General features: G+C 67.4%; 21 protein-coding genes and 1 tRNA gene. 8 read left to right on the plus strand and 14 right to left on the minus strand.

Annotation, left to right across the window (positions count from 1 at the left end; translation table 11 throughout):
• Window positions 1–196 precede the first annotated feature (196 nt).
• Complete coding sequence (locus ACFWFP_RS26220; protein ID WP_379299272.1) at window positions 197–2,047, plus strand: TerD family protein; 1,851 nt, start codon at window positions 197–199, stop codon at window positions 2,045–2,047.
• Here the strand turns inward: ACFWFP_RS26220 and ACFWFP_RS26225 are convergent.
• Window positions 2,044–2,334 carry a hypothetical protein gene (locus ACFWFP_RS26225; protein WP_378637732.1) on the minus strand — a complete coding sequence of 97 codons (291 nt, stop codon included), beginning with the start codon at window positions 2,332–2,334 and terminating at the stop codon, window positions 2,044–2,046. The genes ACFWFP_RS26220 and ACFWFP_RS26225 overlap by 4 nt on opposite strands.
• A gap of 206 nt (window positions 2,335–2,540) precedes the next feature.
• Between ACFWFP_RS26225 and ACFWFP_RS26230 the strand changes: the two genes are divergently transcribed.
• Entirely contained in the window at window positions 2,541–2,813 is a 273-nt protein-coding gene (locus ACFWFP_RS26230; protein ID WP_101469239.1) for a hypothetical protein, read from the plus strand.
• Between the two features lie 166 nt (window positions 2,814–2,979).
• Here the strand turns inward: ACFWFP_RS26230 and ACFWFP_RS26235 are convergent, their stop codons facing one another.
• From ACFWFP_RS26235 to ACFWFP_RS26265, 7 genes are all read right to left on the minus strand, one after another.
• Entirely contained in the window at window positions 2,980–3,468 is a 489-nt protein-coding gene (locus ACFWFP_RS26235) for an FBP domain-containing protein (RefSeq protein WP_379299274.1), read from the minus strand.
• A gap of 110 nt (window positions 3,469–3,578) precedes the next feature.
• A complete protein-coding gene (locus ACFWFP_RS26240; protein WP_379299558.1) occupies window positions 3,579–4,802 on the minus strand; it encodes a VWA domain-containing protein in 1,224 nt (407 codons plus the stop codon).
• Window positions 4,803–4,853: 51 nt separating this feature from the next.
• Window positions 4,854–5,474, minus strand: coding sequence for a response regulator (locus tag ACFWFP_RS26245; protein ID WP_379299276.1), 621 nt, complete (start codon window positions 5,472–5,474; stop codon window positions 4,854–4,856).
• Window positions 5,471–6,613, minus strand: a complete 1,143-nt coding sequence (locus tag ACFWFP_RS26250) for a sensor histidine kinase (RefSeq protein ID WP_379299278.1) — start codon at window positions 6,611–6,613, stop codon at window positions 5,471–5,473. Before ACFWFP_RS26250 ends, ACFWFP_RS26245 begins: the two co-directional genes overlap by 4 nt.
• Window positions 6,610–7,422 (minus strand): ABC transporter permease, encoded by an 813-nt coding sequence (locus ACFWFP_RS26255; protein ID WP_379299280.1) that lies wholly within the window; start codon window positions 7,420–7,422, stop codon window positions 6,610–6,612. Before ACFWFP_RS26255 ends, ACFWFP_RS26250 begins: the two co-directional genes overlap by 4 nt.
• A complete protein-coding gene (locus ACFWFP_RS26260; protein ID WP_379299282.1) occupies window positions 7,419–8,345 on the minus strand; it encodes an ABC transporter ATP-binding protein in 927 nt (308 codons plus the stop codon). Before ACFWFP_RS26260 ends, ACFWFP_RS26255 begins: the two co-directional genes overlap by 4 nt.
• A 91-nt stretch (window positions 8,346–8,436) precedes the next feature.
• On the minus strand, window positions 8,437–9,114 hold the full coding sequence (locus tag ACFWFP_RS26265; protein ID WP_379299284.1) for a hypothetical protein: 678 nt from the start codon (window positions 9,112–9,114) through the stop codon (window positions 8,437–8,439).
• 39 nt (window positions 9,115–9,153) lie between these two features.
• Between ACFWFP_RS26265 and ACFWFP_RS26270 the strand changes: the two genes are divergently transcribed.
• The 3 genes from ACFWFP_RS26270 (at window position 9,154) to ACFWFP_RS26280 (ending at window position 11,251) form a co-directional block, all read left to right on the plus strand.
• The gene (locus tag ACFWFP_RS26270) at window positions 9,154–9,774 is read left to right on the plus strand and encodes a TetR/AcrR family transcriptional regulator (protein WP_379299286.1); all 621 of its coding nucleotides are present in this window, start codon (window positions 9,154–9,156) and stop codon (window positions 9,772–9,774) included.
• A gap of 69 nt (window positions 9,775–9,843) precedes the next feature.
• Window positions 9,844–10,371 (plus strand): nitroreductase family deazaflavin-dependent oxidoreductase, encoded by a 528-nt coding sequence (locus tag ACFWFP_RS26275; RefSeq protein WP_379299288.1) that lies wholly within the window; start codon window positions 9,844–9,846, stop codon window positions 10,369–10,371.
• Window positions 10,372–10,471: 100 nt separating this feature from the next.
• Window positions 10,472–11,251, plus strand: a complete 780-nt coding sequence (locus ACFWFP_RS26280; RefSeq protein WP_379299290.1) for an ATP-grasp domain-containing protein — start codon at window positions 10,472–10,474, stop codon at window positions 11,249–11,251.
• Between the two features lie 7 nt (window positions 11,252–11,258).
• Here the strand turns inward: ACFWFP_RS26280 and ACFWFP_RS26285 are convergent, their stop codons facing one another.
• The gene (locus ACFWFP_RS26285) at window positions 11,259–12,278 is read right to left on the minus strand and encodes an aldo/keto reductase (protein WP_379299292.1); all 1,020 of its coding nucleotides are present in this window, start codon (window positions 12,276–12,278) and stop codon (window positions 11,259–11,261) included.
• A 120-nt stretch (window positions 12,279–12,398) separates the two neighbouring features.
• Between ACFWFP_RS26285 and ACFWFP_RS26290 the strand changes: the two genes are divergently transcribed.
• The gene (locus ACFWFP_RS26290) at window positions 12,399–12,971 is read left to right on the plus strand and encodes a TetR/AcrR family transcriptional regulator (protein WP_379299294.1); all 573 of its coding nucleotides are present in this window, start codon (window positions 12,399–12,401) and stop codon (window positions 12,969–12,971) included.
• Window positions 12,972–13,021: 50 nt separating this feature from the next.
• Window positions 13,022–13,192: a hypothetical protein gene (locus ACFWFP_RS26295; protein ID WP_379299296.1), complete on the plus strand. Its 171-nt coding sequence runs from the start codon at window positions 13,022–13,024 to the stop codon at window positions 13,190–13,192.
• Between the two features lie 218 nt (window positions 13,193–13,410).
• Here ACFWFP_RS26295 and ACFWFP_RS26300 read toward each other — a convergent pair whose 3' ends face one another.
• From ACFWFP_RS26300 to ACFWFP_RS26310, 3 genes are all read right to left on the minus strand, one after another.
• A complete protein-coding gene (locus ACFWFP_RS26300; RefSeq protein ID WP_379299298.1) occupies window positions 13,411–13,692 on the minus strand; it encodes a hypothetical protein in 282 nt (93 codons plus the stop codon).
• Between the two features lie 59 nt (window positions 13,693–13,751).
• A tRNA-Ile gene (locus tag ACFWFP_RS26305) sits at window positions 13,752–13,825 on the minus strand.
• Window positions 13,826–14,192: 367 nt separating this feature from the next.
• Window positions 14,193–15,197: a zinc-binding dehydrogenase gene (locus ACFWFP_RS26310; protein WP_379299300.1), complete on the minus strand. Its 1,005-nt coding sequence runs from the start codon at window positions 15,195–15,197 to the stop codon at window positions 14,193–14,195.
• Between the two features lie 502 nt (window positions 15,198–15,699).
• Here ACFWFP_RS26310 and ACFWFP_RS26315 point away from each other — a divergent pair.
• Window positions 15,700–16,203, plus strand: a complete 504-nt coding sequence (locus ACFWFP_RS26315) for a hypothetical protein (RefSeq protein ID WP_379299302.1) — start codon at window positions 15,700–15,702, stop codon at window positions 16,201–16,203.
• Window positions 16,204–16,208: 5 nt separating this feature from the next.
• Here ACFWFP_RS26315 and ACFWFP_RS26320 read toward each other — a convergent pair whose 3' ends face one another.
• Both ACFWFP_RS26320 and ACFWFP_RS26325 read right to left on the minus strand, forming a co-directional pair.
• Complete coding sequence (locus tag ACFWFP_RS26320; protein WP_379299304.1) at window positions 16,209–17,981, minus strand: SDR family oxidoreductase; 1,773 nt, start codon at window positions 17,979–17,981, stop codon at window positions 16,209–16,211.
• Between the two features lie 31 nt (window positions 17,982–18,012).
• Window positions 18,013–19,050, minus strand: a complete 1,038-nt coding sequence (locus ACFWFP_RS26325; protein WP_379299560.1) for a PDR/VanB family oxidoreductase — start codon at window positions 19,048–19,050, stop codon at window positions 18,013–18,015.
• Window positions 19,051–19,102 lie beyond the last annotated feature (52 nt).

Raw genomic sequence — 19,102 nt, forward strand, 5'->3', positions numbered from 1 at the left:
TTTTTTGTTTCTTTTTTCGTCTCCCGGGGCGCCCCCCCGGCGGCCCCTCAGGGCCGCGGACACGCGCGCGCCAGCGCGCCAATAAACACAGCGTCAAACCTCCTGGGACTACCAACCCCCGAATCCCCCCCCCCCCGACCCATCCACCACCCAGCACCAAAACCCTGTCAGACCCTCATGACATCATGCGAGCACCATGGAACTACGCAAGGGTGCGCACGCGCCGGTCCCGACATCGCTTCTCGCCGTGGTCGTTTCATGGCGGTCGGCACATACCGTAGACGCGCACGCCCTGCTGGTCACCGAGTCGGGCCTGGTCCGCGCCGACCGCGATTTCGTCTTCTTCAACGCACCCCGGCACGCCTCCCAGGCGGTGACCCTCGACCAGGAGCCCGCCCCCGGCACCGCGCGACTGAGCATTTCACTGCCCCGCACCGAACCCGATGTGGCGCGCATCGTCATCAGCGCGTCCCTCGACGACGCCACCTTCGACCAACTCCTCGACCTCACCTTGACCGTGCACGCCGCCGACGGCCCGATCGCCCAGTTCACCATCGACGGCATCGAAGACGTCCAGGCGATGATGTTCGGCGAGTTCTACCGCCGCGACGGCCAGTGGCGCTTCCGGGCGATCGGCCAGGGCTGGTCGGGTGGGCTGGCCGGACTGGCTGGCGAATTCGGGGTCACGGTCGACGAGCCCACCGCCGGACGCCCCGGCATCACACCCGACGACAGCGCGCGGGTGCCCGCGCGGGCACCGTCCGCCGACGCCGCGCGCTCCGCCGATCGCGCCCGATTCGCGAGTGTGCCGCCACGACACGACGCGTCGACGTCTACCGCCGATCTGCCCGGCGCCGACCACCGGGCGAACTGGTCATCCCCCGAATCTCCGAATCCAGCCGCGTCGCGACACGACGGACCGACCTCGACGCGCCCACCGGCCCTGTCCCGCCGCGTCATCGACGTGCCGCCCCCGCCACCGGTCGACCCGGAGATCGCCGACTGGCACCCCGACCCGGAAACCCCCGATCAGCTGCGCTGGTGGGACGGGGACGAGTGGACCTCGAGCGTGCACCCGCACATCCACGATCACCGAACCCGCTGCACGCGTTGTGGTAACCCCTTGCGGCGCAAGCTGTTCGGTGGGCACGGACCGTGCAAGAACTGTGCCGCCGACATCGAGGAGTTCCTCACGCACTGGCGCAACCGAGCCCGGCGCGTCCTCGCGGGCCCCGGCACGATGTCGGTGGAGTGGACGCAGGTGTGGGCCGCCCTGCGCTTTCAGCGCATCGACGAGGAGTGCGGCCGAACACTGCTGCGCGAGGCGGGACTGACCCAGGTCGAGCGGATGGTCGCCTTCGCCTTCGCCGACGGTGAGGTGTTCGCCGAGGAACTCGACGCCTTCGAACACGTCGTCAGCGAGCTGGCGCTGTCCGGCGGCATCGTCGACGATCTGCGCCGCCGAATGCATCGCGGCCGCACCCTGTCCCGCTTGCGCGCCGGCGAACTGCCCACCGTCAACACCCCCGGTCTGCATCTGGACCCCGACGAACGCGTGCACCTCGATCTGCCCGCCGTCCACATCCGCATGCTCGCGCGCGGTCCACGCAACACCGAGGGCCGCCTGATCGGCAGTTCCAAGAAGCTGCGTTTCGTCGGCGACGGCACCGGCATCGAGCTGCCGTGGAACCGGGTGGTGTCGGTGCATCCCGAGCACGGCACCGTGGTGCTCGCGGCGACCTCGGCGCGCGGCGGCGCGACCTTCGGAGTCACCGACCCCGACTATGTGGCAGCAGCGTTGGAAGGCGCACTGCGCGTATCGAAACGCCTGGTCCTGACACCGGGACAGCTCGACAGCCGCAGCATTCCCCAGGATGTGAAAGCCCAGGTGTGGCAGCGCGACGGCGGCAGGTGCGTCGAATGCGGCGACGGCCACTACCTGGAGTTCGACCACATCATCCCGCTCAGCCGCGGTGGTGCGACGAGCGTGACGAACCTGCAGATCCTGTGCCGGGCCTGCAATCGCGCCAAGGGCGCGCGGATCTAACCGAGAATCGCGTTCATGATGGTGCCGCCACTGGTGGCGACCACGCCGCCGATCATCGCGCCCGCGATCATCTTCGGCGACTCCATCGCACTACCGTTCCACTTCTCCCAGGCGAACTTTCCGCCGGCGACGGTGATGGCGAGCACACCCGACAGGATCATGAACCAGGTCAGGTACTGCACCATTTTCATGATCTTGTCCGACAGCGGAGGCGCTTCCGGCGACGGATTGCCGATCTGCGCATACGTGGTGATGGTGTCGGCCATCGACGTCAGAATGATGCTCATAGCCTGCTCCCCTATCGCGTGCCGCGAACTGCGTTCCAGCCCTGCCGTATTCGATCGTGGTCCAGGATACGGGCGCGAACCCCCTGCACACCAACAAAACCGATCGGTTCGATCGGGATGGGCGCCGACACGGCGGCACATGACCGGATACCATCAGTGCAGAGTTCATCGTCGTCCCGTTCCTCCGAGATACCGAGTGAGACCCCATGCTCCTGGCCGCCGTCACCGATACCTTGGCGCAGATCGGCAATCCCACCCCCGAAGCACCGCCCCTGGCGGACAAGATCATGCAGCTGGTCAGGTACCTGACCTGGTTCATCTTGTTGTCCGGCATCATCGCCATCACTGTCGCGGGCGGAAAGTTCGCCTGGGAGAAGTGGACCGGCAGCTCTATGGAGTCGCCGAAGATGGTCGCGGGCGCGATGATCGGCGGCGTCGTCGCCACCAGCGCGGGCACCATCATGAACGCGATGCTCTAGGGTTTCCGCTCCGCTCGGGTCGGTCCGGGATCAGCCCGGGCCGACTCGACCGGCCGGAAACGCAGCGACCCGAGTTCTGTTGGGTTTCAACAGAACTCGGGTCAGCTGGACTCTCGAGTGTCGGCGCACAGCATCTACCTCCTGTCCTTTCGGTGATTCGGCTCGGCTAGGTGTAGAGCCGGTCCACGAAGGCGTTCAGGTTTTCCACTACCCGCTGGGCCTTCTCCTCCGGCGTCAGGTCCTCGCGATACCGGCTGCCCATCGACGGCCGCTTCTTGTTGCGCGCGTACAACGAGCAGGCGAGATCGGTGCACATGTAGCTGCCGACCGTGTTGCCTTTACGCCCCGACTCGCCCGTCTTGCTCGCGGTCATCAGCGAAACGCCGCCGCCGGAATGCGTGGTGAGGCAGATCGTGCACATCTGTGTCTTGCCCGACCCACCGGTCTCGTGCCGCAACGCGACGCTGACCAGCCCGTCTTCCCGCGGCACCGAGATATAGCAGCGCCCCGCGTACGAGGCGTCGGTCCAGCCGAGGAAGTCCAGATCCTCCCAGGGTCGCTCGCCCAGGTCACGCGGCACATTCAAGCGTTTGGCGTCGCCCTTCGAACAGTTGACGAACGACGACCTGATATCGCGTTCGGTAATGGGTTCCATGCGTCGATCCTTCCAGTCTGCGACCTGCAAACGGTAGACACGCTAACGATCCCCACCTGCGGAGACAACCTGTTTTCCGGTGACGAGCATCCCCGCCGGGCGGGCGACGCTCAGCGCAGGATCCCCGCGGTGCGCGCGGCGCGCAGCCAGTCGGGGAATTCACCGAGCAGCCTGCCGTACAGCTCGGCGTCGCCGATCCGGTCGATGTCGTCGAGGGCGAAGAAGCCCGCGTTGTCGACGACGCGGCCGTCGAGTTCGTCGAGGGTACGCAGGACACCGAAATTGGCTGTGCCGAGGCCGATGAACTGCCAGAAGGCGGGCAGGTGAGCGGCCTCGCGCATGAGGGCGGCGATCTCACGCTTCTTCGCGAAGCCGCCGTCGGTGAAGAACAGGACGAGAGTGGGCTCGGTGAGGGTGTCGATGACCGCGCGCATGATCGGTAGTTCGTCGTTGCGTCCGCCGATGGCGTTGTAGTCGATGCCCTGATGCGTGCCCTTGAGATGGAGATAGGTGTGCGTCCACTGCTCGGAGCCCTCGACGGTGATATCGGGCAGTTTCACGTAGGTGAGCGCGTAGAGGTAGGCCTCGAGCACGCCGTCGTCATCGAGTTGCGTGGCAACCGGGATCATTCGCTCGACGACCCGATGCACCGTCCCGGCGCGATACATCTTCTCCATGCTGCCGGTCTTGTCGATCACCAGCACCACCCGCGCCCTGGCGCCGACAGCGCTCTTGTCGATCAGCACCTTCGCGACCGCACGCTTGCGCATGTCCAGCTTCTGGCGCTTGTCGAAAGACAGCGCCGCCTCGCCGGGCACCGTCCGCACGTGCGCGACCGCTTCCGGCTCGTCGTCGACGCTCACCCCGTGGTCGGTGACCAGGTCGGCGAATCCGCCCGCGTAACCCTGTCCGACCGCGCGGACTTTCCACTGGTCACCCCGGCGATACAGCTCGAGCGCGATCACCACCGACTCGCGATCGAGTCCGTCGATCACATACTCGTGCAGCACATTTCCCGCGCTGTCGGCGACCGAGGCCACCGGCGACGTGGCAGCTCCGAACGTATCCCCCGCCGCCGCGACAGTGATCACGGCGCGAATCCGCGCGATCTCGACCGGTACAGCGCCGAGTGACACCTCGAGCGCGGCACCCTGGAGCCGAACACCCGGTGCCTGCGGCTGATTGAAGAAGACGAAATCCGCGTCCGAACGCACCTTCCCCGCTTCGGTCACCAGCAGTGCCGAGAGGTCGGCGGCCACCCCGCCCCGAACCGACAGCACCACCTGCTCCGCCGCCAAGCCCGCGTTCTGCCCTTTGACCAGCGCAGCAGCCATCGCCATCCCTCTCATCGCACCGCAATGCCCCACACCCTAGGCGAATACGGGCTAGATCCAGCCCTTCTCGCGTGCTTTGAGGGCGGCTTCGTAGCGATTGGACACCCCGAGCTTGGTCATCGCCGAGGACAGATAGTTGCGGGTGGTACCCGGGGACAGGTGCGCGCGTTTGGCGATGTCCTCCACGGAGGCGCCGTCGGCGGCGAATTCGAGGACGTCGGCCTCGCGGGCGGTGAGAACGGTGTCGCCCGCGCTGATGGCTTCGGCCGCGAGTTCGGGATCGACGTATCGGCCACCGTTGTGCACCGACCGGATCACCTCGGCCAGCGTCGCCGCGGAGGTCGTCTTGGGCAGGAATCCGCGCACACCCGCCGCGAGCGCGCGCTTGAGATAGCCCGGCCTGCCATGGCTGGTGACGATCAAAGTGCCCGCGCCAGGGGTGATCCGGAGCAGTTCGACGGCGGTGTCGATGCCGTCGATGCCCGGCATCTGCAGATCGATGACCGCGACCGCGACCGGCTCGCCCGCCGCTGCCCTGCGTCGCCACGCGGCGACGAGTTCCGCACCGGAGCCGACGTGGGCAACGACCTCGAGGTCGGGCTCCAGGCCGAGCATCGTCGCCATGGCGGCGCGGATGAGGGTTTCGTCATCGGCGAGAAAGACGGGAATCACTGATTCTCCCAATGGATTTCGATGGTGAACTCGTCGCCGGAAGTGGCGATGTCGAGCGTCGCGCCGACGGCCGCGAGGCGTTCGCCCAGCCCGCGCAGCCCGGATCGTTCACCGATCGAGCCCTGCGGGCGGTCGTTGCGCAGCAACATGCCCGCCCCGCCGAGCGCGAGAGTGGCCGTCGTCGCTGACGAGTGCTCGACGATATTGGTGGTGCCTTCGCGCACCGCCCAGGCCGCGACCTCGTGAAAAGCCGCGGGCACCTTGGCCGCCTCACCCTCGACGACGAGTTCGCACCCCGCCGCCGACAGCAGCGAACGCGCTCCGGCCACCTCCCCGCGCAGGTCGATATTGCGGTAACCGCGCACCAGGGTGCGCATCTGTCCCATCGATTCGACCGCCAGTGTTCTCACCTCTTCCATCTCCGCGGTCGATCGATCGATGTCGCCCGCTCGGGACAGCGCCACTGCCAGTTCGCTTTTCACCGCGATCGCCGAGAATCCACGGCCGACGACGTCGTGCAGGTCGCGCGAGAAACGCAACCGCTCCTCGGCGACCCGCAGTTGCGCCTCGACGCCTTTGGTGCGCTCCAACTCGTCGATGATTCCCAGCGCCCACACCGTGAGCAGCGTCAACACAATCGCGAAGATCCCCGCGAGCAGCAACGACGCGGTCCCCCTCAGCCCCGCTCCCAGCGGTACTCCCAGTACCGGTGCGGTGGCCACACTGAGGGCGATCAGAATCCACCACTTGCGCCGGGTGAACGGGATGACGGCGAAGATCGTCAGCAAGGCCGCGGACATGCCGACCACGCGCGCGCCGACGACCGTCGACTCGGCGGCGGCGAGATGGGCGACAATGCCGCTGACCACCCAGAGCGCGACCAGTATCGCGGTCGCGATCGACAGCATCCGCGGCCGTGCCACCGCACCGGGGACGGTCGCGAAATCGGGTTGCGCCTCCACCGCGACCATCGCGGCGATACCGCCGACGACGATCCCGAGCACGGCGACCGCCGAGTCGGCCGCGACCGTCAACGCGAAGACCAACCCGGCGATGGCCGCCTGGAACGTGAGCCGCGAGTAGAGCCGGTACTTGGCCGACCCCGACAGCTCATGCCACCAGGCGGTCGCGCGCGTCACCCGCGATCGTCCCAGCGGAAGCTCTTGCGGGTCAGCACGAGCGCCAGCGCGGTCCATAGCGCCAGTGTCGCAAACGGTCGGCCGGATGCGGTAACAGAATCGGCGAAGCTGAGCGCCGCGTCGGATTCGGCGACCGCCGACAGCTTGCCCGCGGTGCCGAGGGAGATGAGGTCGGAGACGGCCGCGAACGGTGTCCAGTCGGCCGCCTGCGCCAACCGCTCGGGCAGCACTTCCCGCAGCGAGGCGAGGCCGAGCACGGCGACCATCATCACCGGCAGTGACGTGATCTGCGCGGCCTCGGCGTTCTTGGTATAGGCGCTGGTCGCCAGCGCGAGCAGCGAGAACAGCACAGTCCCCACGACCAGGGCAAGCACGATCAACAGCGGATTGATCGGCGCGGGCGTGCCGGTGCCGTAGACCACCGCGGCAACGACCGTGGTGCACGCGAGAGTCATGATCGCACCGGGTACGGACGGGGCGAGCTGGATCTGCCAGTCGGTGGCCTCCCCGGTGCGCAGCCGTTTCAGAACGCCCTCGCTGCGGCGAGTGGTCACCATCGACAGCACCGAGTAGTACTGGACGAACAGCAGCACGTTCAGCGCGAGCAACTCGAAGGCCACTGCCGCCATCGCCGTCGTCGGCTCGGCGTCCTTTCGCGCGACGAGGAAGGTGACCAGCGGAATTCCGATCGGGAACAGCGTCGCCATGTAGACGAGGGTCTTGTTGCGCCGGAACTGCAGCCACTCCGCCTCGGCGAGCGCGGCGACCGGACGACGGCGAAATCCGTTGGCGGGCAGTGTGGTGGTCATCGTGCTCCGATCAGGGTGGGAGTGGTGGCCTCGGCGAGATCGAGAAAGACCGATTCCAGCGATGCGGCGCGCGCTTCGAGTCCGGTCAGGCGGACACCTGCTTCGCGGGCCCAGCCGAGCAGCTCGAACAGGTGGCCCTGTAAATCGTTGGTGCTGATGGTGACTCGCGCTTGCGCGTCGACGCGAGCGCCGCGGAACTGCGGCACGGGCAGGCCGGGATGATCGAAGGCGATCCGCGCCGGATGGTCGTCGACGATGTCGCGCAACGTGCCCCGGCGGGCGATCGCGCCCTTGTGCATGATCGCGATCTGATCGGCGAGCGCTTCGGCCTCGTCCAGGTAGTGCGTGGTGAGAACCATCGTCACCCCCGACGCTTTGAGTTCGGCGAGCAATTGCCAGGTCCCACGCCGGCTTTCCGGATCGAGGCCGGTGGTCGGTTCGTCGAGGAACAGCAGGCGCGGCTGTCCGAGCAGGGCGCAGGCCAGATCGACGCGGCGCTGCTCACCACCCGACAGTGAGCCGACCCGCACCCCGGCACGGTCGGTCAGGCCGACCTGGGCCAGGACGGCGTCGGCGGTGGTCGGCGCGGTGCACGTTCCGCGCCACATCTCCAGCGTCTCGGCGACGGTCAGCTCGGCGGGCAACCCACCCGACTGCAACATGATGCCGACCTTCGGACGGACCTGGTCGCGGTGCCGGAGCGGGTCGAGGCCGAAGACTTCGACCTCGCCCGCCGAGGGGGCGATGAGCCCCTCCAGCATGTCGAGGGTGGAAGTCTTTCCCGCACCGTTGGTTCCGAGCAGCGCGAACACCTCCCCCTCGTGCACTTCGAGGTCCACGCCCGCGACGGCTTCGAACGCGTCGTCGCCGCGGCCGTAGGTTCGGCGCAGCCCGCGTGCGGTGATGACGTCTGTGTTTCTCATGCCTTCTACAGTGGTCGACGCGGGGCGCCGCCAGTAGTAAGCGCAGTCACCGATCCCCGATGGGATTCGCACGGGTCGGCCATGACATACGTCATCGGTCTCCGGCCGTGCGCAAGAGCGCGACGCCGTAGGCGATGAACCAGGCCGACCACAGCAGCCAGCCGGACAGGCCGATGAGACCCAGCGGGCCGTCGTGGTCGATGATCAGGGGCGTGATCGTCGCCGCGGTGAATTGCATTGCGGCGGCGAGGAACCCGATGGCGGCATGCCATGTTTCGACCAGCCCGCCGAGACGGCCCGAGATGGTCAGGCCGACCAGCGCCGTCGCGAGGAAGGTGCCGTTCAGCGCGAGCAGGGCATCGTGCAGCGCCCACAGCGCCGCACCTTCTCCGCTCGAAGTGCCGAGCGCATAGCGGATTCCGACGATCACGGTGAAAGTGGCGTTCTGCAACAGCAATCCGGCGAAGCCGACCAGCGACCACCCCGTCCCCGCTGTGCGCTCGACCGGTCGCAGGGCCGCCAGCACACCGGCGCCGAACAGCACGGCACAGAACCATCCCAGCGGAACCGGTGCCATCGCCAGCGCCACGAGGTCACGGTGGTCGACGAAGAAGGTGACGGCTGCGTGCGAGTCGGTACCGGGCTTCGGCAGCCCGGCGGGTGCCAAAATCAGATTGGCCCCCAGGATGACCAGGGCGAACCCGATACCGGCGATCCCCGCGACCCGCTGAAATCGCGCACCGCTCGACAGATTAGATTTATCACTCATATTTTGAATATAAGTACCGAAAAACGAAAGAGGAACCTCTTGGCTACCGAACCACCCCGCCGCCGCTACGACTCCCTTCGCCGCACCCTGCAGGCCCAGGCGACCAGCACCGAGATCGCCCAGGCCGCCCGCAGACTGTTCGTGGAGCAGGGTTGGGCCGCCACCACGGTCCGCGACGTGGCCCGCGAGGCAGGCGTCTCCGTTCCCACCGTCTACTCCGCCTACGGCAACAAAACCGGGCTCGTCCAGGCAATAGTCGACGCCGCCGATCTCTCCGCCGACGCCCCCCGGATGCTCGACTCCCTGGAGGCCGCCGCGGGCGAACCCCGAGTCCAGCTGGCCGCCATGGCCGGCTACGACCGTCGCCTCTACGAACGCGCGGCCGACGTGATCGCCCTGATCCGCGAAGCGGGCCGCACCGAACCCGCCCTGGCCACCACCTACATCGATGCCCGCCACCGCGCCGACCGAACCCGCATCGAGGTCTTCACCGCCTGGCCTCCCGGCACCCTCCGGGAAAACCTCGCCACCTCGGTCGACATCTACGCCGCCCTGTGCACCATCGACGTCTACACCACCCTCATCACCGAACGTGGCTGGTCTCCCGACCGAGTCGAATCCTGGTGGGCCACCACCCTCGCCCGCGAAATCCTCGCTTGACGATTCCCCCACCTCGTACCGAGACATTGTCTACTATCGGACGTAGTAGATCGAAACGCTGGAGGGGCAGTGAGTGATTCGAACAATGCCGATCCCGGTTACGGCACCACGAGGCCGTTGGTGGCACGACTGGTGGAGTCGTGCTCACAGTTCGTGAACAAGCGCGGCATCTATCTGGGGCGCCGATCGACGAAAATCCATGTGGCCCTGTACCGCCGGACCAACGGCCGACTGGGCGGCCACATGCCGGCCTGGCCCGATGCCCGAATTTTGCTCCTCGACCACATCGGCGCCAGAACCGGCATTCGCCGAACCTCACCCCTGATGTATCACGCCGACGGCGACATCATCGCCCTTGCCGCGTCCAAAGCCGGCCAGCCGACCCACCCCGCCTGGTTCCACAACCTGAAAGCCCACCCGGACACCACGATCCAGATCGGCGCCGAGTGCCACCCCGTCCGGGCCCGCGTAGCCACCGACGTGGAACGAAACCTACTGTGGCCGAAGTTCATCGAGCTGTTCCCGAGCTACGACTTCTACCAACGCCACGCAGGCAACCGCACCATCCCGGTCGTGATCCTGACCCCGCGCACCTGACTCACCCCGGGCCCGCACCGGCGGGGACTTCGGTTGGCGCGCAGGTAATTTCCCAGCCATTTGCCGAAGGCGCGACGCTGTCGACAGGCATCATCAAGACATGAGTTTTACGGTGGCCTATCTGCAGTACGCCGGGTCGGGTCCGATGCGGCACGAAGAGAAGCTCCTCACAGAGGGCCTCGCAAGACTCGACGTCCCCGTTCGCTACTACAGCCTGAAGCGTATTCAACGCAGGCAGCTGGCGTTGGGGCCCGGCATCTTCATCGCCGGGGACATGGACGCGATGCACGGCGCTATGCGCCAATTGGGCATCTCGATACCGCAACCCGACGACTATCCCACTGTGCTTCGCGGCTTCCTCGGACGGAAGGTCTGGGCGTCGACACTGGGCGAGATCGAGCGCGCGATGGATGGCGGCTCCACCCCACCGGTCTTCGTCAAACCCGCGGACCGCCGCAAGGCCTTCACGGGCGCGGTCTGCTATTCGGAACACGATTTCGCCGCATGGGGGAACACCAGCCGACGCCAGCGCGTCTGGTGCTCCGAGGTCGTCACCTGGGTGTCGGAATACCGCGTCTACGTCACCGGCCACCAGATCGTCGCCGTCGACCACTACGAGGGTGACAACTCCGTCCCGCTGAACATGGAGGCAGTCCGGTCAGCGGTCACCGCTTACTACCGTTCCGGGACGGCCCCCACTGCCTACGCCATCGATTTCGGCGTACTGGCCAACGGTGAGACAACACTCGTCGAGGCCAACGACGGCTATGCCCTCGGCGCCTACGACATCACCGCTGACCAGTACACCGCGTTGCTGATGAACCGATGGCGCGATCTACTCACGCCCGAGGCGCGGCCGACACGACCCACGAGCTTCTAGCGTCACCTCATCGACGTCGCAGGGATGCGTCGAGCAGAGAGGGTGGGGTGTCGTGCTTTTCGTGGGGGGCCAGGTCGGTGCCGGGGGTGACGATGGCATCGATCGCGTCGAGGAGGTCGGGCGACAGGACGGTGTCGGCGGCAGCCAGTTGGCTGTGCAGGTGGTCCATGGTGCGGGGGCCGATGATGGCGCTGGTGACGGCGGGGTGGGCGGTGACGAACCCCAGGGCGAGTTGGATCAGGGTCAGGCCCGCCTGGTCGGCCAGTGCCGCGAGTTGTTCGACAGCGGCCATCTTGGCGTGGTTGGTCGCGATGGTGGTGTCGAAGCGGTCGGGCAGGAAGGTCGAACGGCTGGTGGCTATTTCGCGGTCGGCGCGGATGGCGCCCGAGAGCCAGCCCGAAGCCAGCGGGCTCCAGGCGAGCACGCCGAGACCGTATTCCTCGGTGACCGGCAGGACGTGGGTCTCGATGCCGCGCTGCAGGATCGAGTAGCTGGGCTGTTCGGTGACGTAGCGGCCGAGGTGATGTTCCTTGGCGGCCCACTGCGCCTGCACTATGCGGTACGCGGGGAACGTCGAGGATCCGAAGTAGCGGATCTTGCCCGCGCGCTGGAGATCCGTCAGCGCCGAGAGAGTTTCCTCATCGCTGGTTTCGGGGTCCCAGCGGTGGATCTGATAGAGGTCGACGTGGTCGACGTCGAGTCGGCGCAGGCTGTTGTCGAGCGCGGTGGTGAGCCAGCGGCGTGAACCGCCGCGATGGTTACGCTCCTCGCCCATCGGCATGGTGGCCTTCGTGGCCAGCACGATGTCGTCGCGGCGACCCGCGATGGCCTTGCCGACCAGCTCCTCCGATTCGCCCTGGCCGTACATGTCGGCGGTGTCGATGAGGTTGATGCCGCCGTCGACGGCGGCCTCGATCATGGCGGTGACCTCGTCCTGCGTGGAATATCCCAACTTTCCGAAGTTCATCGCGCCGAGCACGAGCGTGCTGACCTGAACGCCGGTACGGCCCAGAGTGCGGTACTGCATGGCGGTTCCTCCCAGATGGGCTTGGTTCGGCTCGCCGATTCTGGCATCCTCGACCAAGCGGAACGGTGTTCCGCTAATCAACATACGGAACGCTGTTCCGTTTAACAAGAGGGAGGTCTCGTGGTCGACAACCCGACCGAGGCACCGCGCCGACGAGCCGACGCCCGGCGCAACCAGCAGGCCCTGCTCGACGCGGCCGCGGCCGCCTTCATCGCCTCGGGTGTCGACGTGCCCGTCCGCGAGATCGCCGCCCGTGCCGGGGTCGGCGTCGGCACCATCTATCGCCACTTCCCCACCCGGGCCGACCTCGTCGCCGGCGTCTACCGCCACCAGGTCGAAGCGTGCGCCGAAGCGGGCCCCGCACTCCTGTCCGCCCACAGCTCCCCCCACGCCGCACTCGGCGAATGGACAACCCTGTTCGTCGACTTCCTCACGACCAAACACGGCCTGGCAGCGGCACTTCAATCCGACGCAGCCACCTTCGAAACCCTGCACACCTACTTCCTCGACCGCCTGGTCCCCACCTGCGAAGCCCTCCTCACCGCCGCCGCCACCGCGGGCGAAATCGCCCCCGGCACCGACCCCTACGAACTCCTGCGCGCCGTCGGCAACCTCTGCATCGGCGGCAACACCCCCCGCTACAACCCCCGCCGAATGGTCGCCGTGCTCATCGCGGGGCTGAGCGCGAAGTAAGGCATGCCGAGGGCGCTGTCGCGCTGACGTACCCGGGCCGAGGTGGGCAGATGGTTGTCGTCGGCACCAAGGCACAGAAGGGCCGAGCGATCCCGGCGGGCAGCGGCGAGATCGGGGCGGAGCAGCGTGGCGAGTTCATCCAGGCCGGCCTGAATCCGGTAGCCAAGAGTTGGCGGGCGATCGAACGGAGTCGGCGACGCGTCGAACTGTCGACACACTGATTTCGGGTGCGCGCTACTTCCGCGCGACACGGTTCGTCACCGAGGGAGGTGCGCTCCACACCCAGGTTCCGTTGCGTTCCGATCGAAGGGCTGACGCGAGTAGTTGATGTCGATGATGTCGCCCTCCAGATCGGAGATCCCCACCTCGGGGTTGAGGCCCGCGACGATATCGGCCGTCAGCGGACGCAACGCGTAAACATGCTGAGCACCAGAGAGATTCACCTGAAGACAGCGGGGACATTCTCGAGAACCTCTGGAGCACTGGGGGCTTCGTGGTCGAAACTCTGCCCGTAGACGCCGGCGGCGCAGAACACGATGAACCAGTTGTCGCCGGAGCTGTTGCGCATCGAGGCGAGCTCCTCGGTAGCACCCCACGCCGCGTCATACGAGTAGTAGCGGTCCGCCCACTCGGGACTGAGAACGGCATCGAGCATTGCCATCGCCTGACAGCGCCGACGCAAAGTCGCGATGTCGGGCAGGCGGGGAAGCAGGTGGTTCACGGTGCAATCCAAGCGCACGGGCCGTCGAAAGACGAATATCCGCAGTTCAGGGGGGTAAGTGGGGCGGGTGGGGCTCGAACCCACGACCAGCGGATTATGAGTCCGCGGCTCTAACCGACTGAGCTACCGCCCCTCGCCGCGGGGGTCTCCGCGGGCGAGTCGCATGGTACCCGGCCGAGTGCGGGGTTGACCACTTGACGCGGTGGTCGTGTCGGATCGGCGGGGGTACGAGAACGGCGATCGGTCGCGGCTTCCGAGGAAGACGTGGCGACCGATCGCCGTGGTGGTGCTGCACCCGAGGGTAGGGTTTACGAGCTTTCGGCTCGCTGGCCTCCCCGCACTCGTACATCGCGTTCGCGACGTTCGATGTTGCCCCCTGGGTTGCTGGCCAACTTGATGACTCCAACTACCAACAACAGAACCGCAGCTATCACTGCGATGATTATCAGTCCCTGCACGGAACATAACTTAACGTGTATTCCGTTGCAGCGCACAATAAGTTACAATGACGCGCCGATCGTCAACAAGGTACGACCGAGGGCGGAGCGGCTTTCGATCGCGGAGTGAGCCTGCCGCACCTGATCGATCGGGAAGGTTTGCCCGATCACAACTTCCAGCGCGCCATCGGTGACCGCTTGCTGAGCGCGGGCGGTGATGCCCACCCAGTCCACATCCTGGCCGACGATATCGAACAGACCGAGCACCGTGACACCACGCGCGAGCGCGGCATCGGTGTCCCCTGTCGCGAAATCGCCTGCGGCGGAGCCATAGCCGAGGAACAGGCCGGTGTCGGCGGTGGCGGTCAGCGCCGCGCCACCGAGGCCACCACCCGCCCCGTCGAACACCACCACCGCTCCCCCGCCGGTGATCTCGCGGGCTCGATCCTCCCAGCCGTCGACGGAGTAGTCGACGACCGCGGTGGCACCCAATCGTGTTGCGAGCGCGAGCTTTTCCGGGCCACTCGCCGCCGCGACAACATGCGCGCCCGCCGCGATCGACAGCTGGACGAGCAGCGTGCCGAGGCCACCCGCGGCGGCGGTGATCAACACCCACGAATTCGGTTGCACGGCAGCTCTATCGAAGACAGCGAGCGCGGTGCGACCGTCGTGGGCGAGGCCGACGGCCTGTTCGGTGGTGAGCCCGTCGGGGATCTCGGTCAGGGTGGAGGCCTTGGCGAGGGACTTCTCGGCGTAGCCGCCGATGGGCAGGCCACCACCGATGCCGCTGGCGGCGGTCTGGGTGACGACGCGCTTGCCGAGCCAACGGGGATCGACCTCGGTACCGACCGCGCTCACCACACCGCCGATCGCACCACCGGGGACGTAGGGCAGGCTCAGCGGGAAGTAGTCCTGACCCCACCCGCTGCGCAGCCTGGTGTCGAGGAACATCACGTCGGCGACCTCGACATCGACGACCACTTCGACCGAATCCGGTTGCGGTGTGGGAACATCCACCAGGTTCAGGACCTCGGGCCCACCGAATTCTTTGACCTGCACTGCGCGCATCGCGACTCCTTCGTGGTGTTGACCGAACGAGTCAAGGATGAAACCTGAAGTCGAGTTCAGGTCAAGAACGCTGGGACGTAGGTCACACCATTAGGACCCGCCGCCACAGCTGCTACTGCTGCCACCTCCACAGCTGCTGCTGCTCCCACCGGAGCAACTGCTGCTGCTGCCACCGCTACAGCTGCTGCCGCTCCCCCCGCCGCAACCGCTGTTCGAACCTCCACCGCAGCCACCGGACGGGCTACCCGGATCCCACGGCTGCCCCGAGGTCCCGTCGACATACCCGGCTATCCCGGCCGACCCGGCCACCCACCGCCGATCCGGTGGGCGCGGGTGCTGCGGCCGACTCGACTTCTGGATCAGCCACACGACGGTCGCCACCACCACACCGACACCTACCGCTATGAAACCGAGCACGATCACGAGCGTCATCACCATGTCCGCAGGCTAACGCCAGAACCCGGCCACAGCACCCCTACCGTCAGTGGCCTTACAGTGAATTGTGGCGTTCTCTTTCCCCCGGCCCGGCAGACGGCAAGTCGACCTTCCCACCGTCGACCGCACCGTCGCCGCCCTTGCCCTGCCCGAAGCGATCTTCAAGACCTCGCCCTGGCAGCCGCGCGAACTCGTGGAAACCGGTCTGCGCCAATGGTTGCGGTGCTGCGGTGCCGCCATTCGCGACGACCAGGTGATCGGCATGCCCTCGCACGCGGTCGACGAGGCGTGGCACGGTTTCATCCTCTGCACCCAGCTCTACGCGACGTTCTGCGAGCAGGCTTACGGACGTTTCCTGCACCATTTCCCCGAGGGGGTCGGCGAGAGCACGCAGAATCACGGCACCATGGTCGAACAGCTGGGCCGCACCGTGGTCGCCTGGTCGCTGGTGGCGCGACCCGGCGAAGAGTGCGTGCTGTGGGACCTCGACCGCAAGGTCGGCGTCGAGAACGCGTGGGGCGTGGACGCCCGGCACGTTGCCGCCGTGGCGGAGCAACTGCGCCGGGCGTAGCCGACCTAGACCAGCTTCATCCGGCGCGCGGCGAACCGCACCGCGCCGGGTGCGATCCGGTTGATCCGATACTGCACCCACGACTCCGGCGTCACCGGCACGATGTCGCGCCCGGTCCGCACGGCCTTCACGATCTGCGCCGCCACCCGGTCGGGGGTGTAGCCGCGCCGCTCGTACAGCTTGTCGAACTTCTGCTGCGCGGCGGCCTCCTCGTCGGCGGATACGCCCGAGATACGGGTGGTGGCAACGATGTTCGTGTGCACGATGCCGGGACACACGGTCGCCACCGAGATGCCACGGTCGGCCAGTTCGGCACGCAGGCAGTCGGAGAACATGAAGACCGCCGACTTGCTGGTGGCGTAGGCCGCCATGTCGCGCTGCGGACTGTAGGCGGCCATGCTGGACAGGTTCACGATGTGCCCGCCGAGCCCGCGATCGGCCATCGCCGCACCGAAGGCCCGGCAGCCGTTGACGACACCACCGAGGTTGATCCGCAGCACGCGGTCGAACTCCTCCGACGGAGTATCGAGGAAGCCACCCGCCTGGCCGACACCGGCATTGTTGATCAGCACATCGGGCACGCCGTGCGCGGCGATCACCGTGTCGGCGTGCGCGCGCACCGCGTCCTCGTTCGACACATCGAGCGGATAGGAGTGCGCCACACCGCCTTCCGCTGCGACGAGTTCGGCGGTGGCCTTGGCGGCGAGCTCGTTGACATCGGAGACCACCACTTCGGCGCCGAGGCGCGCGAAAGCCAGCGCGGTCTCGCGGCCGATGCCGCTGCCCGCACCGGTGACGACCACCAGCTTGTGCTCGAATTCCCTACGCGCGGGGCCCACTTCGGCCCTGGCCAGCCCACGCGAGACACCGGCGCCGTCGAGCGCGTCGATCAGTTCGGTGGTGGCGGTCGCGAGGAGTTCCGGATGCGAGAACGGCATCCAGTGCCCGGCGGGAACATCGCGTCGCCACAGCCGGTCGGTCCACTTGCCCGAGTCGTCGTAGCCCGCGGGCCGCACGGCGACATCGCGTCCTGCCACGATCAGCTGCACCGGTACCTCGGTGCGACGCTCCCGGGGGGAGAGCATGCGCGCCACGATGTTCGCGCGATAGATGAGCAGCCCGTCGACCATGTCGCGGCGGAAGGTCGGACCGAGCTTCACGTTGGCGGCCGGGGTGTCGTTCATGAGGGAAACCGCGCGCTGCCACAGCTTTTCGGTGCCGATGGTGTTGAACGTCGCGCGCGGCAGCCCGGGAGTCATGAAGAAGAAGGTGTAGGCCGAGGAGGCCAGCTGGGTCATCGGCTGCCACACATTGCGCAGGGTGGGCCGGGAGAGCCGGTCGCGCACCCAGGCGGACAGGTGGTCGAGGTTGGGGCCCGAGACCGAGGTGAACGAGGCGACGCGCGCGGCGGCCTGCGGCTCGCACACCGCCTCCCACACCTGCACCGAACCCCAGTCGTGGGCGAGCACGTGCACGGGACGCTCGGGACTCACCGCGTCGATCACGGCGTAGAAATCGCGCGCGAGTTCGTCGAGGCGGAAATCGCCGGTCCGCTGGGTGCGGGTGGATTCGCCGTGGCCACGGGTGTCGTAGGCGACCACGTGGAAGCGCTCGGTGAGCAGCGGGATCACCCTGTCCCACAGGTGGTGGGTGTCGGGCCAGCCGTGCACGAGCACGACGGTGTCGGCGGCCGGGTCGCCGTATTCGAACACGGCGATGTCGAAATCACCGCTGCGAACGGTGCGCTGGTTCGCGGGCCGCGGGCTGTCGTTCGTCATGGTCTTTCGGACTCCTTGTCCAGCAGGGAAATCACAGGTCGAGCACCAATCGCTCACCGCGAGAACGGGATACGCAGGCCAGCATGGCACCTTCGGCACGGTCGGCAGCGGACAGCGTGGACTCGCGATGGTCGGGTTCGCCCGAGCGAACCCGGACCACGCAGGTGCCACAGAAGCCTTGCCTGCACGAGTAGGGCTGGTCGGGGCGGGAATCGAGGATCGTGTCCAGCACGGTCCGGTCGGCATCGACCGTCACCACCGCACCGCTGGAGGCGAACTCGATCTCGAACGGGGTTCCGTCGACGATCGGTGGCGGCGAGAACCGCTCGAAATGCAGTTCCACGTCGGCCATCTGGCGCACCGCGGTGACGATCGCCGAGGTCATCGGAGTCGGGCCACACGCGTAGACCGCGGTGCCCGGCCCGACGCCGGGCAGCAGGTCCACCGCGGCAGGCAGACCGTGCTCGTCATCGGTGCGCACGACGACATTCGCGCCGAAGCTCTCGATCTCGGCCAGGAACGGGATGGTGTCGCGACTGCGTCCGCTGTAGACCAGCGTCCACGGCACGCCGAGCCGGTGCGCGAGCCTGGCCATCGGCAGGATCGGGGTGATGCCGATCCCGCCGGCGACGAAATGCAGCCGCTGCGACGGTGATCCGTGGCCGGGCACGGCGAACGGGAAGGCGTTGCGCGGCCCGCGCACCACCAGCCCGGAGCCGACGGGCAGTTCGTCGTGCACCTCGATCGAGCCGCCACCGCCACCGGGGATGCAGCGCACGGCGATGCGGTACGCGCGCTCGTCGGCGGGATCGCCGCACAGCGAATACTGGCGCAGCCGACCCGACGGCAGTTCCAGATCCAGGTGCGCCCCGGGCCACCAGCGCGGCAGCACGCGGCCGTCGGGGGCTTCGAGGCGAAGACTCACCACGTCCTGGTCGTGCGCTTCTATCCGGCGTTCGGTCACCACCACGGCCAGGCGGCGATCATCGACGCGGGGGCGCAGATCATGGCGGTTGACCAGCGCGCTCCAGCGCAACCGCGCGGCCGCGATGGCGTCGATCACCTTCATCGCCGGATCGTGGCGGTACTTGCCGTAGAGATCGGCGGGCAGGTCGCGCGTG

Source organism: Nocardia sp. NPDC060249, assembly GCF_042728755.1.
Lineage (GTDB): Bacteria > Actinomycetota > Actinomycetes > Mycobacteriales > Mycobacteriaceae > Nocardia.

What these genes read in the sequence shown, in the direction of transcription:
- ACFWFP_RS26230 (WP_101469239.1), top strand. Translation starts at nt 2,541, where the DNA reads ATGCTCCTGGCCGCCGTCACCGATACCTTGGCGCAGATCGGCAATCCC.
- ACFWFP_RS26310 (WP_379299300.1), bottom strand. Translation starts at nt 15,197, where the DNA reads ATGCGCGCAGTGCAGGTCAAAGAATTCGGTGGGCCCGAGGTCCTGAAC.
- ACFWFP_RS26285 (WP_379299292.1), bottom strand. Translation starts at nt 12,278, where the DNA reads ATGCAGTACCGCACTCTGGGCCGTACCGGCGTTCAGGTCAGCACGCTC.
- ACFWFP_RS26295 (WP_379299296.1), top strand. Translation starts at nt 13,022, where the DNA reads ATGGTTGTCGTCGGCACCAAGGCACAGAAGGGCCGAGCGATCCCGGCG.
- ACFWFP_RS26220 (WP_379299272.1), top strand. Translation starts at nt 197, where the DNA reads ATGGAACTACGCAAGGGTGCGCACGCGCCGGTCCCGACATCGCTTCTC.
- ACFWFP_RS26255 (WP_379299280.1), bottom strand. Translation starts at nt 7,422, where the DNA reads ATGACCACCACACTGCCCGCCAACGGATTTCGCCGTCGTCCGGTCGCC.
- ACFWFP_RS26225 (WP_378637732.1), bottom strand. Translation starts at nt 2,334, where the DNA reads ATGAGCATCATTCTGACGTCGATGGCCGACACCATCACCACGTATGCG.
- ACFWFP_RS26235 (WP_379299274.1), bottom strand. Translation starts at nt 3,468, where the DNA reads ATGGAACCCATTACCGAACGCGATATCAGGTCGTCGTTCGTCAACTGT.
- ACFWFP_RS26265 (WP_379299284.1), bottom strand. Translation starts at nt 9,114, where the DNA reads ATGAGTGATAAATCTAATCTGTCGAGCGGTGCGCGATTTCAGCGGGTC.
- ACFWFP_RS26240 (WP_379299558.1), bottom strand. Translation starts at nt 4,802, where the DNA reads ATGGCTGCTGCGCTGGTCAAAGGGCAGAACGCGGGCTTGGCGGCGGAG.
- ACFWFP_RS26260 (WP_379299282.1), bottom strand. Translation starts at nt 8,345, where the DNA reads ATGAGAAACACAGACGTCATCACCGCACGCGGGCTGCGCCGAACCTAC.
- ACFWFP_RS26280 (WP_379299290.1), top strand. Translation starts at nt 10,472, where the DNA reads ATGAGTTTTACGGTGGCCTATCTGCAGTACGCCGGGTCGGGTCCGATG.
- ACFWFP_RS26320 (WP_379299304.1), bottom strand. Translation starts at nt 17,981, where the DNA reads ATGACGAACGACAGCCCGCGGCCCGCGAACCAGCGCACCGTTCGCAGC.
- ACFWFP_RS26325 (WP_379299560.1), bottom strand. Translation starts at nt 19,050, where the DNA reads ATGAAGGTGATCGACGCCATCGCGGCCGCGCGGTTGCGCTGGAGCGCG.